The 12417-nt window shown below is 64.7% G+C and carries 15 protein-coding genes; 10 read left to right on the top strand and 5 right to left on the bottom strand.

All coding sequences use genetic code 11. The features are described 5' to 3' along the window. Positions 1 to 17: 17 nt before the first annotated feature. The 4 genes from F3089_RS07000 to pilG form a co-directional block, all read right to left on the bottom strand. Positions 18 to 2150, bottom strand: coding sequence for a methyl-accepting chemotaxis protein (locus tag F3089_RS07000; RefSeq protein WP_151440109.1), 2133 nt, complete (start codon positions 2148 to 2150; stop codon positions 18 to 20). Positions 2151 to 2218: 68 nt separating this feature from the next. Further along, a complete protein-coding gene (locus tag F3089_RS06995; protein WP_151440108.1) occupies positions 2219 to 2779 on the bottom strand; it encodes a chemotaxis protein CheW in 561 nt (186 codons plus the stop codon). Between the two features lie 13 nt (positions 2780 to 2792). Continuing rightward, positions 2793 to 3155 (bottom strand): twitching motility response regulator PilH, encoded by a 363-nt coding sequence (gene pilH, locus F3089_RS06990; RefSeq protein WP_095616183.1) that lies wholly within the window; start codon positions 3153 to 3155, stop codon positions 2793 to 2795. Between the two features lie 46 nt (positions 3156 to 3201). After that, a complete protein-coding gene (gene pilG / locus F3089_RS06985; protein ID WP_095616184.1) occupies positions 3202 to 3594 on the bottom strand; it encodes a twitching motility response regulator PilG in 393 nt (130 codons plus the stop codon). Positions 3595 to 3928: 334 nt separating this feature from the next. Between pilG and gshB the strand changes: the two genes are divergently transcribed. From gshB to F3089_RS15840, 8 genes are read left to right on the top strand one after another with little or no spacing between them, the layout of a single operon-like run. Further along, positions 3929 to 4888, top strand: a complete 960-nt coding sequence (gene gshB, locus F3089_RS06980; RefSeq protein WP_151440107.1) for a glutathione synthase — start codon at positions 3929 to 3931, stop codon at positions 4886 to 4888. A gap of 8 nt (positions 4889 to 4896) precedes the next feature. Then, on the top strand, positions 4897 to 5766 hold the full coding sequence (locus tag F3089_RS06975; protein WP_151440106.1) for an energy transducer TonB: 870 nt from the start codon (positions 4897 to 4899) through the stop codon (positions 5764 to 5766). Between the two features lie 41 nt (positions 5767 to 5807). Beyond that, positions 5808 to 6365 carry a YqgE/AlgH family protein gene (locus F3089_RS06970; RefSeq protein WP_192497295.1) on the top strand — a complete coding sequence of 186 codons (558 nt, stop codon included), beginning with the start codon at positions 5808 to 5810 and terminating at the stop codon, positions 6363 to 6365. Further along, complete coding sequence (gene ruvX / locus F3089_RS06965) at positions 6358 to 6783, top strand: Holliday junction resolvase RuvX (protein WP_095616187.1); 426 nt, start codon at positions 6358 to 6360, stop codon at positions 6781 to 6783. The genes F3089_RS06970 and ruvX overlap by 8 nt, the downstream gene beginning before the upstream one ends. A 14-nt stretch (positions 6784 to 6797) precedes the next feature. Further along, positions 6798 to 7301 (top strand): bifunctional pyr operon transcriptional regulator/uracil phosphoribosyltransferase PyrR, encoded by a 504-nt coding sequence (gene pyrR / locus F3089_RS06960; protein ID WP_225741703.1) that lies wholly within the window; start codon positions 6798 to 6800, stop codon positions 7299 to 7301. After that, a complete protein-coding gene (locus tag F3089_RS06955) occupies positions 7294 to 8301 on the top strand; it encodes an aspartate carbamoyltransferase catalytic subunit (protein ID WP_151440105.1) in 1008 nt (335 codons plus the stop codon). Before pyrR ends, F3089_RS06955 begins: the two co-directional genes overlap by 8 nt. Continuing rightward, positions 8298 to 9587 carry a dihydroorotase gene (locus F3089_RS06950; RefSeq protein WP_151440104.1) on the top strand — a complete coding sequence of 430 codons (1290 nt, stop codon included), beginning with the start codon at positions 8298 to 8300 and terminating at the stop codon, positions 9585 to 9587. The genes F3089_RS06955 and F3089_RS06950 overlap by 4 nt, the downstream gene beginning before the upstream one ends. After that, a complete protein-coding gene (locus F3089_RS15840) occupies positions 9584 to 9754 on the top strand; it encodes a hypothetical protein (RefSeq protein WP_160898226.1) in 171 nt (56 codons plus the stop codon). Before F3089_RS06950 ends, F3089_RS15840 begins: the two co-directional genes overlap by 4 nt. 18 nt (positions 9755 to 9772) lie before the next feature. Here the strand turns inward: F3089_RS15840 and F3089_RS06945 are convergent, their stop codons facing one another. Next, complete coding sequence (locus F3089_RS06945; RefSeq protein WP_077529998.1) at positions 9773 to 10045, bottom strand: HU family DNA-binding protein; 273 nt, start codon at positions 10043 to 10045, stop codon at positions 9773 to 9775. Between the two features lie 251 nt (positions 10046 to 10296). Here F3089_RS06945 and F3089_RS06940 point away from each other — a divergent pair, with 251 nt between their 5' ends. Then, positions 10297 to 11355: a hypothetical protein gene (locus tag F3089_RS06940; protein ID WP_192497294.1), complete on the top strand. Its 1059-nt coding sequence runs from the start codon at positions 10297 to 10299 to the stop codon at positions 11353 to 11355. A 20-nt stretch (positions 11356 to 11375) separates the two neighbouring features. After that, a complete protein-coding gene (locus F3089_RS06935) occupies positions 11376 to 12398 on the top strand; it encodes a putative solute-binding protein (protein ID WP_151440103.1) in 1023 nt (340 codons plus the stop codon). Positions 12399 to 12417: the final 19 nt, after the last annotated feature.

Below are 12417 nucleotides of genomic sequence, written 5' to 3'. Positions count from 1 at the left end.
CTGACCGCTGGTTCTGATTAACGGACTGTCGGGACATCCTGGTCGCTGTCATCCCCGTCATCCATGGGCTCGTCCTCGTTGGAAATCTGCGGGGCTTCCGGCGCTGGTTGTGCCTCCTCGCCCTCGCCGGCCGTCTCCGGCAGCTTGAACCCGGCCACGGACTCACGCAGCTCGGCGGCCATCTCCGCCAGATTGCCGATGGACTCGGCGGTCTGGTTGGTGCCTGAGGACGTCTGCGAGGTGATCTCCTGGATCACGTTCATGGTGTTGGAGATGTGCGCCGCTGAAGACGACTGCTGGCGCGCGGCATTGGAGATGTTCTGGATCAGTTCCGCCAGGTTGGTGGAAACGTTCTCGATCTCTTCCAGTGCCACACCGGCGTCCTGGGCCAGTCGGGCGCCACGCACCACCTCGGAGGTGGTGTGCTCCATGGAGATGACGGCCTCGTTGGTGTCGGACTGGATCGTCTTGACCAGGGCCTCGATCTGCTTGGTCGCTGCGGAGGAGCGTTCCGCCAGCCGCTGGACTTCGTCCGCGACCACTGCGAAGCCACGGCCCGCGTCACCGGCCATGGAGGCCTGGATGGCGGCGTTCAGCGACAGGATGTTGGTCTGGTCGGCGATGTCGTTGATCAGCGATACGATGTCGCCGATCTCCTGGGAGGATTCACCCAGGCGTTTGATCCGCTTGGAGGTCTCCTGGATCTGCTCGCGGATGTCGTCCATGCCCTTGATGGTGTTCTGCACCACTTCGGCGCCCTTCTTGGCGATGGATACCGAGCGTTCCGCCACTGAGGAGGATTCGGAGGCGTTCGACGACACCTGGTCGATGGAAACAGCCATTTCGTTCACGGCTGCCGAGGCACCGGCAATCTCCTGGGCCTGATGCTCCGAGGCCTCGGCCAGCTGTTTCGCCGTGGCCTGGGTCTGCTCGGCGGAGGAGGCCACGTTCACGGCCGTGTCGCGAATCGACTGCACCAGGGTGCGCATCTGGTCGATGGCGTAGTTGATGGAGTCGGCGATGGCACCGGTGAAGTCCTCTGTGACCGTGGCCTCGGTGGTCAGGTCACCGTCGGCGAGGTCGGCCAGTTCGTCCAGCAGCCGCAGGATGGCGTTCTGGTTCTGTTCGTTCTGCTCCTGGGTCTCGCGCAGCCGCCGTTGCGAGGCTTGATACAGAGCCACGCCGATGGCGATGATGTTGGCCAGGATGGCGATGAGGATCACGTAGGCCCACAGCGGCGTGACGATGTGGCTGCGGTTCTGCACCAGGGAGACCAGCTCCGAGGTTTCGCTGAGCAGTTCAGGGCTCTGGCTGAAAATGGTGTTGGCGGAGTCCCGCGCCTGGAACAGGTCCGGGGAGAAGTTGAGGATCCGGTCGACGTTTTCGTCCACCACGCTGAAGAGCTCGTTCTCGACATATTCGAGGATGAACTGCGCGTCCGGATCCTCCAGCGCGCTCACATCCATGGACTCGTCGCCGCGAAGCTGGGCGTTGAGCACCCGGCCGAAGCGCTGGGCGTCCTGGCCAAACTGGTTGGCGGCCACCACCGCGTCCTCGTCACCACTGAGGATATTGTTCACGCTCCGGGCGATACGCTCGGCCAGCAGCGACTGGCGCTGGGCCAGTGAGATCTGCTGGGGGGCTGCTTCGGTGTTGATGAGGATGTCCACCACGTCCTCGTATTCCACCTGCAGGTCCGGAATGATGCTGTTGAGTTCGCCGGCCACCTGGTGCAGCTCCAGGACGGCGCCGCGGGTGGCGAGGATCTCATCCGCGTTGGTCCGTACATCGTTCCACAGCGATTGCACCCCGGTTTCCCCGGTGAGCTCGAGCGGGGGCAGGCCGGTTTCCGGGTTGCCTTCGCGCAGATAGCCCCAGAGCTCATCGAACCGGTCGCGGGAGCTCTGGAGCTGGTCGAAGGCCGACTCGGTGCCGCCGGCGGCCTCGGTGGCGTTCTTGGCGATCTCCTGGGAGAGCACCCGCAGGTCACCCGCGTAGTCGATGTACTGGGCATCATGGCTGCTGTTGCGGTTGATCAGGAACAGCACCACCACCAGCGCAATGGTCAGCACCCCGAGCAGACCGATCAGACCCACAATGGGCCGGTTGGCGCTCTGCGCTGAGATGAATTTTCCGGCACGGTTCTGCATTTTCGGCTCCTGGCCTGTCACTCTGATGTTGTTTTTGATTGATGGATCCGGTGGCTACCACGCGCGCACTACCAGTGCGCCACATCCAGAAACTGTTCATTCTCGGCCAGCGCCAGCGTGGAAAACACGTTCCACACCTCGTCGCTGCGCTGGTAAGCCCCCCGCAGGCAGGGTTTCACCGCGGCGGGAGGATCCTCCGGGTCCGGCACATGACTGTCGACACTGAAGTACTGCATTCCGAGCACGTCATCCACCACCAGCCCGCTGAACAGGTTGCCCTGTTCGATGACCAGCACGCGGCGTTCACGCAGGGCGCCGGCGGGCCTGGGTAGACCAAAGTAGAGGGCCAGATCGGTGATCGGAAGCAGGCGGCCACGGACGTTGGCGACGCCGAGCATGAAGGCACGGACGCCGGGAACTGGAGTGAACCGGGGGACGTCCAGGATTTCGACCACCTCACCCATGGGGGCCACATACCGCTGGCCCGCCAGGGTGAACCCGATACCGCTGAACAGTTCGACCGCTTCTTCCTGCTTGGGCAGCCCGGCCGCCTGTTCACGGCTGCGCCGGGCAATGTCGGTCAGGACGCTGAACGGATCGGCTTCGGGGGAAGTGGCCTGCGCGGACATCCGGAGCTCCTGTTCAGCTCAGCAGGTCGTCGATGGTCTTGAGCAGCTCGTCCTCGGGCACAGGCTTGACCAGATAGCCACGGGCGCCCTGGCGCGTGCCCCAGACACGGTCTGTTTCCTGGTCCTTGGTAGTCACGATGACCACCGGGATGTGCTGGGTTTCCGAACTGCGGGTCAGTTGCCGGGTCGCCTGGAAGCCGTTCAGTCCAGGCATGACCACGTCCATGAGGACCAGATCCGGCTGCTCCGAACGGGCGATGGCCACGCCGTCGGAGCCATTGTCGGCACTGAGCACTTCGTGGCCGTTCTTGGTCAGCAGTCCGGAGATCTTTTTCACCTCTGTGGGTGAGTCGTCAACGATCAGGATGCGAGCCATGGGTTCCTCTACTCTGGGTCGTCAAATGATGGGCATGCCGGCGCTGTTATTCCTGGCGTGCGGGCATGTGGTCGCGGATGGTGCCGAGCAGCTCATCCTTGCTGAAGGGCTTCGTCAGATACTGGTCCGACCCCACGATGCGGCCCTTGGCCTTGTCGAAGAGGCCGTCCTTGCTCGACAGCATGATCACGGGTGTCTGCTTGAAGGCATCATTGTTCTTGATCAGGGCGCAGGTCTGATAGCCATCAAGCCGTGGCATCATGATGTCCACGAAGATGATGTCCGGCTGGGAGTCCGCGATCTTGGCGAGTGCGTCAAAGCCATCGGTGGCGGTGATGACTTCGCAGCCCACTTTCTTGAGAAGGGTTTCAGCGGTGCGACGGATGGTTTTGCTGTCGTCGATCACCATGACTTTGAGGTTTTCGAAGTTATCGTCCATTGTCCAACAGCCCTGCGCTAGAGATAGAGATCATTATTGTTGTCGGCGGCCCGGATGGCGTCCAGTGCCCGTGCTTCGGCCTCAGTAAGAGGCGCCGTTTTAACACAGATCCCGTGCATGTTCTATATAGCCCCACTGTTATAGCGGACGATGGCCCGGGCCTCCAGCGGCACCGTGTCACTGATTGTGATCTGTCTCACTATATGGGCGCCATGCAACAGCCTGCAAAGCCAGCTTGCAGAACCGCTGCCCTTTTTCCAGCATAGCAGGTATTCTCTGGCACGCATTTCCGGCACATTGCCGGTCCGTTAATCCGTCTCCGGGAGGCCCCCTGATGAGTGTGACCCTGGGTGTGGTCATGGATCCGATCGAACGGATCAGTTTCAAGAAGGACACCACGCTGGCATTGCTGCTGGCGGCCAGGCGCCGTGGCTGGGCGCTGCGCTACATGGAGCTCGACGACCTCTACGTGCGCGATGGTGCGGCCCGGGCCAGGACGCGCGAACTGGAGGTGTTTGACGATCCGCAGCACTGGCATGAGTTCGGCGAGACCCGGGATCAGGATCTGGGTGAGCTGGACGTCATCCTGATGCGCAAGGACCCGCCGGTGGACGACGCCTTCACCATGGCCACCTGGATTCTGGAGATGGCGGAGGGCCAGGGCGCGTTGGTGCTCAACCCGCCGCATACATTACGTGATTGCAACGAGAAGCTGTTCGCGACGCGCTTTCCCCAGTGCATTCCGCCGCTGGTGGTCAGCCGGGATCCGGAGAAACTGCGTGAGTTCCACAGCGAACACGGCGACGTCATCATGAAGCCCATGGACGGCATGGGCGGTAAGTCCATCTTCCGGGTGCGGCCGGACGACGAGAACCTCAGTGTGATCCTGGAAACCCTGACGGAGGAGGGCACGCGCACCGCCATGGCCCAGCGTTACCTGCCCGAGATCCGCGACGGCGACAAACGCATCCTGATGATTGACGGCGAACCTCTGCCATACTCCCTGGCGCGCATCCCGGGAGCGGGTGAGAGCCGGGGCAACCTGGCCGCAGGCGGGCGTGGCGAAGGCCGCGAACTCACCGACCGGGACCGCTGGATCTGTGAGCAGGTGGGCCCGGCCCTGAAGGCGCGGGGTCTGCTGTTCGTGGGCATTGATGTGATTGGCGACTACCTGACGGAAGTGAATGTGACCAGCCCCACCTGTGTGCGCGAGCTTGACCGGGCCTTTGACGACGACATCGGCGGACGCCTGATGGAGGCCATTGCAGTGCGCCTGGACAACCGGGCCGGCTGAGGGCTGTTGTGGCGGAGGTAACGCATACGGATCGCCTGGGGCTGACGCTCTTTGCAGCCCTGGTGTTTCACGGTGTACTGATCCTGGGGGTGGGGTTCGCGCCGGAAGACCCCTCGACCACGGATCACAGCATGGACGTGACCCTGGCCACCCAGCCGAGCGCGGAGACGCCCGAGGACGCGGACTTCCTGGCGGAGGCGGCCCAGAAGGGCAGTGGTGATGCGGACTCCGTCCAGGAGGTTACGGCCACCGAGCCGGCGCCGCTGTCCGCCCCCGAAACCCGCCAGGCCGTGCCGCCGCGGCCCGAACCCCGGCCCGAGAGTGGCGGGACCACCAGCCGTGTCACCACGCAGGCCGAATCCCGCCGCGAGGTGCCGGAGGACAGCGAGGAAGACCGGGAGGCCCCGGAGCGGGACAATCCCCATGAAACCCTCCGGGAACGCAGCCAGGACATCGCCAGCCTGGAGGCCCGGCTCAGCCAGCAGCAGAACCAGTACGCCAAACGCCCCCGTATCACACGGGTCACCGCCGTCTCCACGATGGAGGATGCCGGCGCCGCCTATGTGCGCAACTGGCAGCAGACCATTGAGCGCACGGGCAACCTCAACTACCCAGAGGAGGCGCGCAGGCGGGGGCTGCACGGCCAGGTGCGCATGCTGGTCGCCATCAACCGCGATGGCAGCCTGCGCGAGCTGGAGGTCCTGCAGTCCTCGGGGCACGCGGTTCTGGATGACGCGGCCCGGCGCATCGTCCGCCAGGCGAGCCCGTTCGAGGCCTTCAGCGGACGCATGGCCGAAGAACAGGATGTGCTCGAGATCATCCGCACCTGGTCGTTCCAGCCCCGCGGTCTCAGCGGCAGCGCCCCGGATAGGGGATAACCCCTCTTGTACGCACGCCGCAGGCAAGGAATACTGCGGCCATGAGCACGCAGCCGGAATTCCTGACGAATCAGTTCCTCATCGCCACCCCTTACCTGGCGGATCCGCGCTTCGAGGGGTCGCTCACCTATATCTGTGAGCACAGTGATGAGGGGGCCATGGGCCTGACCATCAACCACCCGCTGGATCTCGACCTGGGGGATCTTCTGTCGCAGCTGTCGATGGAAGGCGAGCCTCCCCATGCGCCCGTCTACCAGGGCGGCCCGGTCCAGCCCGAACGCGGCTTTGTCCTGCACCGGCCGGTGGGCCACTGGCAGAGCTCGCTGGCACTGACCGACACCCTGGCGCTGTCCACCTCGCGGGACATTCTCAGTGCCATCGCCGTGGGCGAAGGGCCGGCGGACTTCCTGATGCTGCTGGGGTATGCCGGCTGGTCGCCGGGGCAGCTGGAGGAAGAACTGGCGGGGGATGCCTGGCTCACCTGCCCGGCGGACGAAACCATCCTGTTCGAGCGTGAACCGGGGCAGCGTCTCAACGCCGCCCTGGAGAAACTGGGCGTGAGCCCCGGCCACCTCAGTGGAGGCGTGGGGCATGCCTGAGAGCCGGAGCCTGATGGCCTTCGATTTCGGTGAGAAGTGGATCGGTGTGGCGGTGGGGCAGGAGATGCTCGGGTACGGTTCCGGCAAGGCGCGGCTGAAGGCGCGGGACGGGATCCCGGACTGGAACCAGGTGGCGGAGCTGGTCGAGGACTGGCAGCCGGATCTGTTCCTGGTGGGGCTGCCGCTGAACATGGACGGCACCGAGACCTGGCTGTGCCATCTGGCCCGCAAGTTCGCACGACGGCTCGAAGGGCGCTATCATCGCCCCGCAACCATGGTGGACGAACGCCTGACCACCCATGAGGCCAAGCAGGAATCGCTGGCACAGGGCCGGGTGCCGGATTACGCGGATGAGGGCGTGGACCGGCGCGCGGCGGAGCTGATCCTCGAGACCTGGTGCGCCTCGGCCAGTGACTGACTACAGGAGCCTCCGTGCAGGATATTGAACAGCTTCTGGACCGGATGACCGACGACCTGCGCGAGCACATCAATGCGCGGGGTCTTTCCAGCCTGTGCCCCGTGGGCATCCGCACCGGCGGTGTCTGGGTCGCGCAGGCGCTGCGCGAACGCCTTGGCATCCAGGCCGAATGCGGCGAACTGGACATTACCTTCTACCGGGACGACTTCAGCCGCATCGGGCTTCACCCCCGGGTCAGCCCCTCGCGGCTGCCGTTCGAGACCGAGGGCCAGCACCTGCTGCTGGTGGACGACGTCATCATGAGCGGTCGTACGATCCGCGCCGCCATGAATGAACTCTTCGACTACGGGCGTCCTGAGTCGATTACCCTGGCCGCGCTGGTCGACCTGGGTCGGCGTGAGCTGCCGATCCAGCCCGACGTGACCGGCACCCATGAGACCCTGGGCCCGCGCCAGCGCATCAAGCTCCGGGGGCCGGAGAGTCTGGAACTGGCGGTGGAGGAGGTGCCCGATGCCTGAGACCAGCCGCGATCTCCAGCTGACCGCCGATGGCGAGCTGCGCCACTTTCTCGCGATTGAAGGACTGGACCAGGCTCTGCTCACACGCATTCTGGACACCGCCGATTCCTTTATCGAAGTGGGTGAGCGCACCATCAAGAAGGTACCGCTTCTGCGCGGTCGCACCGTGGTAAATCTCTTTTTCGAGCCCAGCACCCGCACCCGCAGCACCTTCGAACTGGCCGCCAAGCGTCTCTCGGCGGATGTGCTGAACCTCGACATCGGTACTTCCGCGACCTCCAAGGGCGAATCCCTCTCGGACACCCTGCTCAACCTGCGCGCCATGGCCAGCGACATGTTCGTGATGCGCCACTCCCAGAGCGGGGCGCCGCATTTCGTGGCCCAGTCCGTCACGCCGGATGTGGCCATCATCAACGCCGGCGACGGGCGTCATGAACACCCCACCCAGGCCATGCTCGATATGCTGACCATCCGCCAGCACATGAAGACCTTCAGCGGTCTGCGGGTGGCCATCGTCGGCGATGTCCAGCACTCGCGGGTGGCGCGCTCCCAGATCCGGGCACTGAACACCCTGGGCGTGGACGAGGTCCGGCTGATCGCGCCGGACACACTGCTGCCCCATGAGCCCGAAGCTTTGGGCGCGCGGGTTTTCCACCGCATGGAGGAGGGGCTGCGCAACGTGGACGTAATCATCATGCTGCGGCTCCAGCACGAGCGTATGGAGGGGGCACTGCTGCCGAGCGAGAGCGAGTTCTACCGCATGTACGGTCTGACCCGTGAGAAGCTGGCCTATGCCAACCCCGGCGCACTGGTGATGCACCCGGGGCCGATCAACCGGGGCGTGGAGATTGAATCCGCCGTCGCGGACGGTCCCCAGTCCGTGATTCTGGGGCAGGTAACCAATGGCATCGCCGTACGCATGGCCGTGATGTCCATGTCCATGGGCGGCCAGCTCAATGAACGCCAGTCTGCAACCGGAGAGGGAGTGGCTTCAACGTGAAGTGGCGCGTCGATAATGTTCATCCGGTCATTGATGGCGAGCCGGCGGCGGAGGCCACCTCGGCACTGGTGGTCGATGGCCGCATCGCCGCACTCGGGGCGGGTCTTTCGGGCGAACGGGTGGAACGTGAGGTGGATGGGGCCGGCCAGTGGCTGCTGCCCGGGCTGATCGACCTCAACTGCCATCTGCCGGAGCCGGGCAGCGACCGTGGTGGCAGCATCGAGAGTGAAACCCGGGCCGCCGCCCGTGGCGGCTTCACCACCGTCTGCACCACGCCGGATACCAGCCCGGTCAACGATTCCAGCGCCGTAACCCATCTGATCCGGGATGTGGCCGAACGCAACGGTCACACGCGGGTGCTGCCCGTGGGGGCGCTTACTCGGGGCCTGGAAGGCGAGCGGCTGAGCGACATGGCCGGGCTGACCCGTGCCGGGTGCGTGGCGCTGGGCAATGGCGGCCACGCCACCGCCAGCTCACGGGTGCTGCGCCGCTGCATGGCCTATGCCCATACCTTTGACATCCGGCTGTTCCTGCAGCCGGAGAACGCCTCGCTGGCCTCGGATGGCTGCGCCCATGACGGACTGGTGGCCGCCCGCATGGGGCTGCCCGGCATCCCCGAGGTGGCGGAAACCACCGCTGTGAACGAACTGCTGATGCTGGCGGAGGAGACCGGGGCGAACCTGCATATCGGGCCGCTCAGCTGTGCCCGCTCGGTGACACTGGTCCGTGCCGCCAAAGAGGCAGGGCACAGCGTCACCGCCGAGGTGGGTATCGCCCATCTGGTGGCGACGGAGGCGGCCATTGAGGGCTACAACGGTACCTTCCACAGTCGTCCACCGCTGCGGACGGAGGCGGACCGGCGCGCCCTGCTCGAGGGCGTGGAAAGTGGCGTGATTGATGCCATCGTCAGCCAGCACCGGCCTTCGGATAAAGCCGCCAAACTCGCGCCGTTCCCGGAGACCCAGCCAGGGCTCTCCACAGTGGAATCCACGCTCTCGCTGGGGCTGGAGCGGGTGGCCGCCGGAGAACTCTCCCGCGGGGCTCTGCTGCGGGCGTTGACCAGTGGGCCGGCGCGGGTGCTGGGTCTGGACGCGCCGACCATTGCCGAGGACAGTGTCGCGGATCTTACCCTGGTGGCGCCGGAACAGCACTGGATGCCGGCCGTGGGGAGTCTGTATTCCGTGGGCCCGCACCTGCCGGTCATGGAACGGGAACTGCCCGGAGTGGTGATGTTGACGGCCGTTGATGGCCGCATCCGGCACGAGCATGAAGGAGACGGATCATGAACTGGCTCGCGATACTGCTGCTTGCCGTTATCGTCTGGCTGCTGTGGCGGATTGTCCGTAATACCGGGGATGCCCTGGATCGTCAGGCTGCTATGCAGACGGAGCTGACTTCCATTGAGCGGCGGCTGGCACGGCTCGAGGCGGTAAAGGATGAGAACCCCGGGTGAAACCCCGGGGTCCGGGTTTTACTTGATGGCCTCGCGAAGAGGCTTGCCCGCCTTGAAGCCCACCGACTTGCTCGCCGGAATCTGGATGGAGGCGCCCGTCTGCGGGTTGCGTCCGGTGCGCGCACTGCGCTCACGCACGTTGAAGCTGCCGAAGCCCGGCAGGGTCACGCCTTCGTTCTTCGCCAAAGCCGCACTGATCTGATCCGTGAAGGCATTCAGTACTTCCTGAGCCTTGCTTTTTGAAAGGCCCGTTTCCTCGGCAACGGCTGCTGCCAGTTCCGGTTTGCGCATAGCTGGTTCTCCTTTGGATGGTCGCGGTCGACACCGTTCAGATATAGCCCACCAGACTCCGCTGTCAAACCCCGTAATGAATTTGGTCCCGACACCAGTGCAGCCGCATACCAGGCTTTGTGGTACTCATCTCACAAATTCGCCGAAGGGTCGCACATAATGCCGCCCTGGATTTGACACGCTTTCAGGGGGCGGCGAGGATTCGCTGCACACAACGGAACAACAAACACAAGAAAGGTTGAGGACCAACCATGACCGTAATCCTCTCTGCCGTGGCCCGGCCCCGGTTCTGGGGGCGGGCCATTGTGCTTCTGGCACTGGTGACCATGCTCGGCGGCTGTTCCATGATCCGCCATCACATGTACGCCACCAGTGGCAGCGTGATGCAGGGGCTCTCGAAGGAGCACACCACCCCCTACGTGCTGCAGCAGTCCGATGTGGGCATGTCCTGCGCCATGAGCGAGGCGACCACGCCACTGATGATGTCCTTCGGGCGCGTGACGGACGAGCCCAACCAGCTCGGCATCATGATGCACTTCTCTGCCGCCGGCTGCTCCGTGACCCGGGCGCGCGAACTGGATCTTGAGTACGAGCGCCTGATGCGCGATCGCGATCCGGATGCCGCACAGGATGCCCGCTATGCCGCGAGCCGCCACTATCGTGAAGCCGCTATGCGTTTTCACGAGGCCTGGAAGAACATGAATGAACACTACGGCCGGGTGGGCAATGGCGAATGCCCCACGGAGCGGCTGGAAACGGAAACCGACCAGTTCATGTTCCTGGCTGGGTTGGTCTCCGGCCTGCAGGCCATGCACACCCAGGTGCGTGCCGGGGAACAGCTGGGCATTCCCAACAACATTGGCTCGCGGGTAGCCCGTGCCTCCGAGTGCCTGGACGACGACCGCTGGTGGGGGGCACCGGGTGCCATGCAGGCGGCCGTCTGGGCCATGCTGCCCTCTGCCGCACCGGAAGATGCAGAACCGTTCAAGCAGCTGAGGGAGGCCAGCCGGAAGGGTGAGAAAGCTGGTGTGCGGCTGGCCCATGTGTTCCATGCCGTGGCCGCCGAGAACGCGGGTGACCAGGCCATGGTGCGGGACGTGATCCGTCGCCATGCCGAGGCCAGGGAAGCCAAACCCGCCGCCGATGACTGGGTCATGATCGATGAAACGGCCACACGGCACATCCAGGCCCTGTCTGACCGTCTCTGGACCCGGGCCGAGGGCCACCGCACGCCCACCGGCCGGCTGGGCGAGTTCTGGGACGACCCGGAACCCGAATCCGAAACCATTGACCTGAATGAACTGATGTAACGGGCGCCGGAGGAATGGACATGAAGACCCTGAAACGCACACTGATCAGCGCGCTGGCCGCCCTGACCCTTGGAACCGCGGTCAATGCCACGGCCCAGGAAGAAGAGGTGATCAAGCGCAGCTTCTGCGTGTTCGACCCGGTGGGCGCCAACGGCCCGCTGTTCGAGCTGATGCAGTCCGCCCGCCCCATGGCGCTGGAGCGCGGTGTGGAGCTGGACATGCGAGCCTACACCAGCGAGAAGATCGCCGCCGAGGAATTCCGCAATGGTCAGTGCGACTCGGTGCTGCTGACCGGCACCATGGCCCGGGACTTCAACCGCTTCACCGGCTCGCTGGAGGCCATGGGGGCCATCCCCGGCGAGGAAGAGATGCGCATGCTGATGCAGGTGCTCAGTCAGGATAACGCGCGCCAGTACCTCCAGACCGAGAAGTACGAAGTGGTGGGGGTACTGCCGGCGGGTGCGGTCTACCTCTTCCTGGATGACCGCTCGATCGACACCGTGTCGGATCTCCAGGGCAAGCGCATCGCCACCCTGGACCACGACAAGGCCTCCATCACCATGGTCCGGCACGTGGGGGCCTCCGTGGTGGGCTCCAGCACCTCCAACTTTTCCGGGCGCTTCAACAATGGCAGCGTGGACGCCGCCTACGCTCCCGCCGTGGCCTACGAGCCCCTGGAGCTCTACAAGGGCCTGGGCGAGGACGGCGCCATCCTTGACTACACCCTGGCGCAGATGAACTTCCAGATCATCGTGCGGCGCGATCGTTTTCCGGATGAGTACGTGAACCAGGTGCGCGACTACGCCTTCAGCCGGGTGGATCAGGCGTACGGGATCATTGAGGATGCCGAGTCCAAGGTGAAGGAGAAGTACTGGATGCGGCCGACGGAACAGGAGCGCCGGGAGTACAACGCCATGCTGCGCGAGGTGCGCCAGCAGCTTCGCGAGGAAGGCGAATTCGACGAGACGGCCCTGAAGCTGATGCGCGGCATCCGCTGCCGGGTGGAACCCTCACGTGCGGAATGCGCTCGCTCTGAGGGCTGAAGCCACCAACTGACCAGGG

Origin of the sequence: Halospina sp. K52047b (assembly GCF_008709855.1) — a bacterium.
In the GTDB taxonomy this organism is placed as follows: Bacteria; Pseudomonadota; Gammaproteobacteria; order Pseudomonadales; family Oleiphilaceae; genus Halospina; species Halospina utahensis_B.
The sequence above is the reverse complement of the archived record's forward strand: the minus strand, read 5'-3'. Positions and strand labels throughout refer to the sequence as shown.

What these genes read in the sequence shown, in the direction of transcription:
- F3089_RS07000 (WP_151440109.1), bottom strand. Translation starts at nt 2,150, where the DNA reads ATGCAGAACCGTGCCGGAAAATTCATCTCAGCGCAGAGCGCCAACCGG.
- F3089_RS06995 (WP_151440108.1), bottom strand. Translation starts at nt 2,779, where the DNA reads ATGTCCGCGCAGGCCACTTCCCCCGAAGCCGATCCGTTCAGCGTCCTG.
- pilH (WP_095616183.1), bottom strand. Translation starts at nt 3,155, where the DNA reads ATGGCTCGCATCCTGATCGTTGACGACTCACCCACAGAGGTGAAAAAG.
- pilG (WP_095616184.1), bottom strand. Translation starts at nt 3,594, where the DNA reads ATGGACGATAACTTCGAAAACCTCAAAGTCATGGTGATCGACGACAGC.
- gshB (WP_151440107.1), top strand. Translation starts at nt 3,929, where the DNA reads ATGAGTGTGACCCTGGGTGTGGTCATGGATCCGATCGAACGGATCAGT.
- F3089_RS06970 (WP_192497295.1), top strand. Translation starts at nt 5,808, where the DNA reads ATGAGCACGCAGCCGGAATTCCTGACGAATCAGTTCCTCATCGCCACC.
- ruvX (WP_095616187.1), top strand. Translation starts at nt 6,358, where the DNA reads ATGCCTGAGAGCCGGAGCCTGATGGCCTTCGATTTCGGTGAGAAGTGG.
- F3089_RS06955 (WP_151440105.1), top strand. Translation starts at nt 7,294, where the DNA reads ATGCCTGAGACCAGCCGCGATCTCCAGCTGACCGCCGATGGCGAGCTG.
- F3089_RS15840 (WP_160898226.1), top strand. Translation starts at nt 9,584, where the DNA reads ATGAACTGGCTCGCGATACTGCTGCTTGCCGTTATCGTCTGGCTGCTG.
- F3089_RS06945 (WP_077529998.1), bottom strand. Translation starts at nt 10,045, where the DNA reads ATGCGCAAACCGGAACTGGCAGCAGCCGTTGCCGAGGAAACGGGCCTT.
- F3089_RS06940 (WP_192497294.1), top strand. Translation starts at nt 10,297, where the DNA reads ATGACCGTAATCCTCTCTGCCGTGGCCCGGCCCCGGTTCTGGGGGCGG.
- F3089_RS06935 (WP_151440103.1), top strand. Translation starts at nt 11,376, where the DNA reads ATGAAGACCCTGAAACGCACACTGATCAGCGCGCTGGCCGCCCTGACC.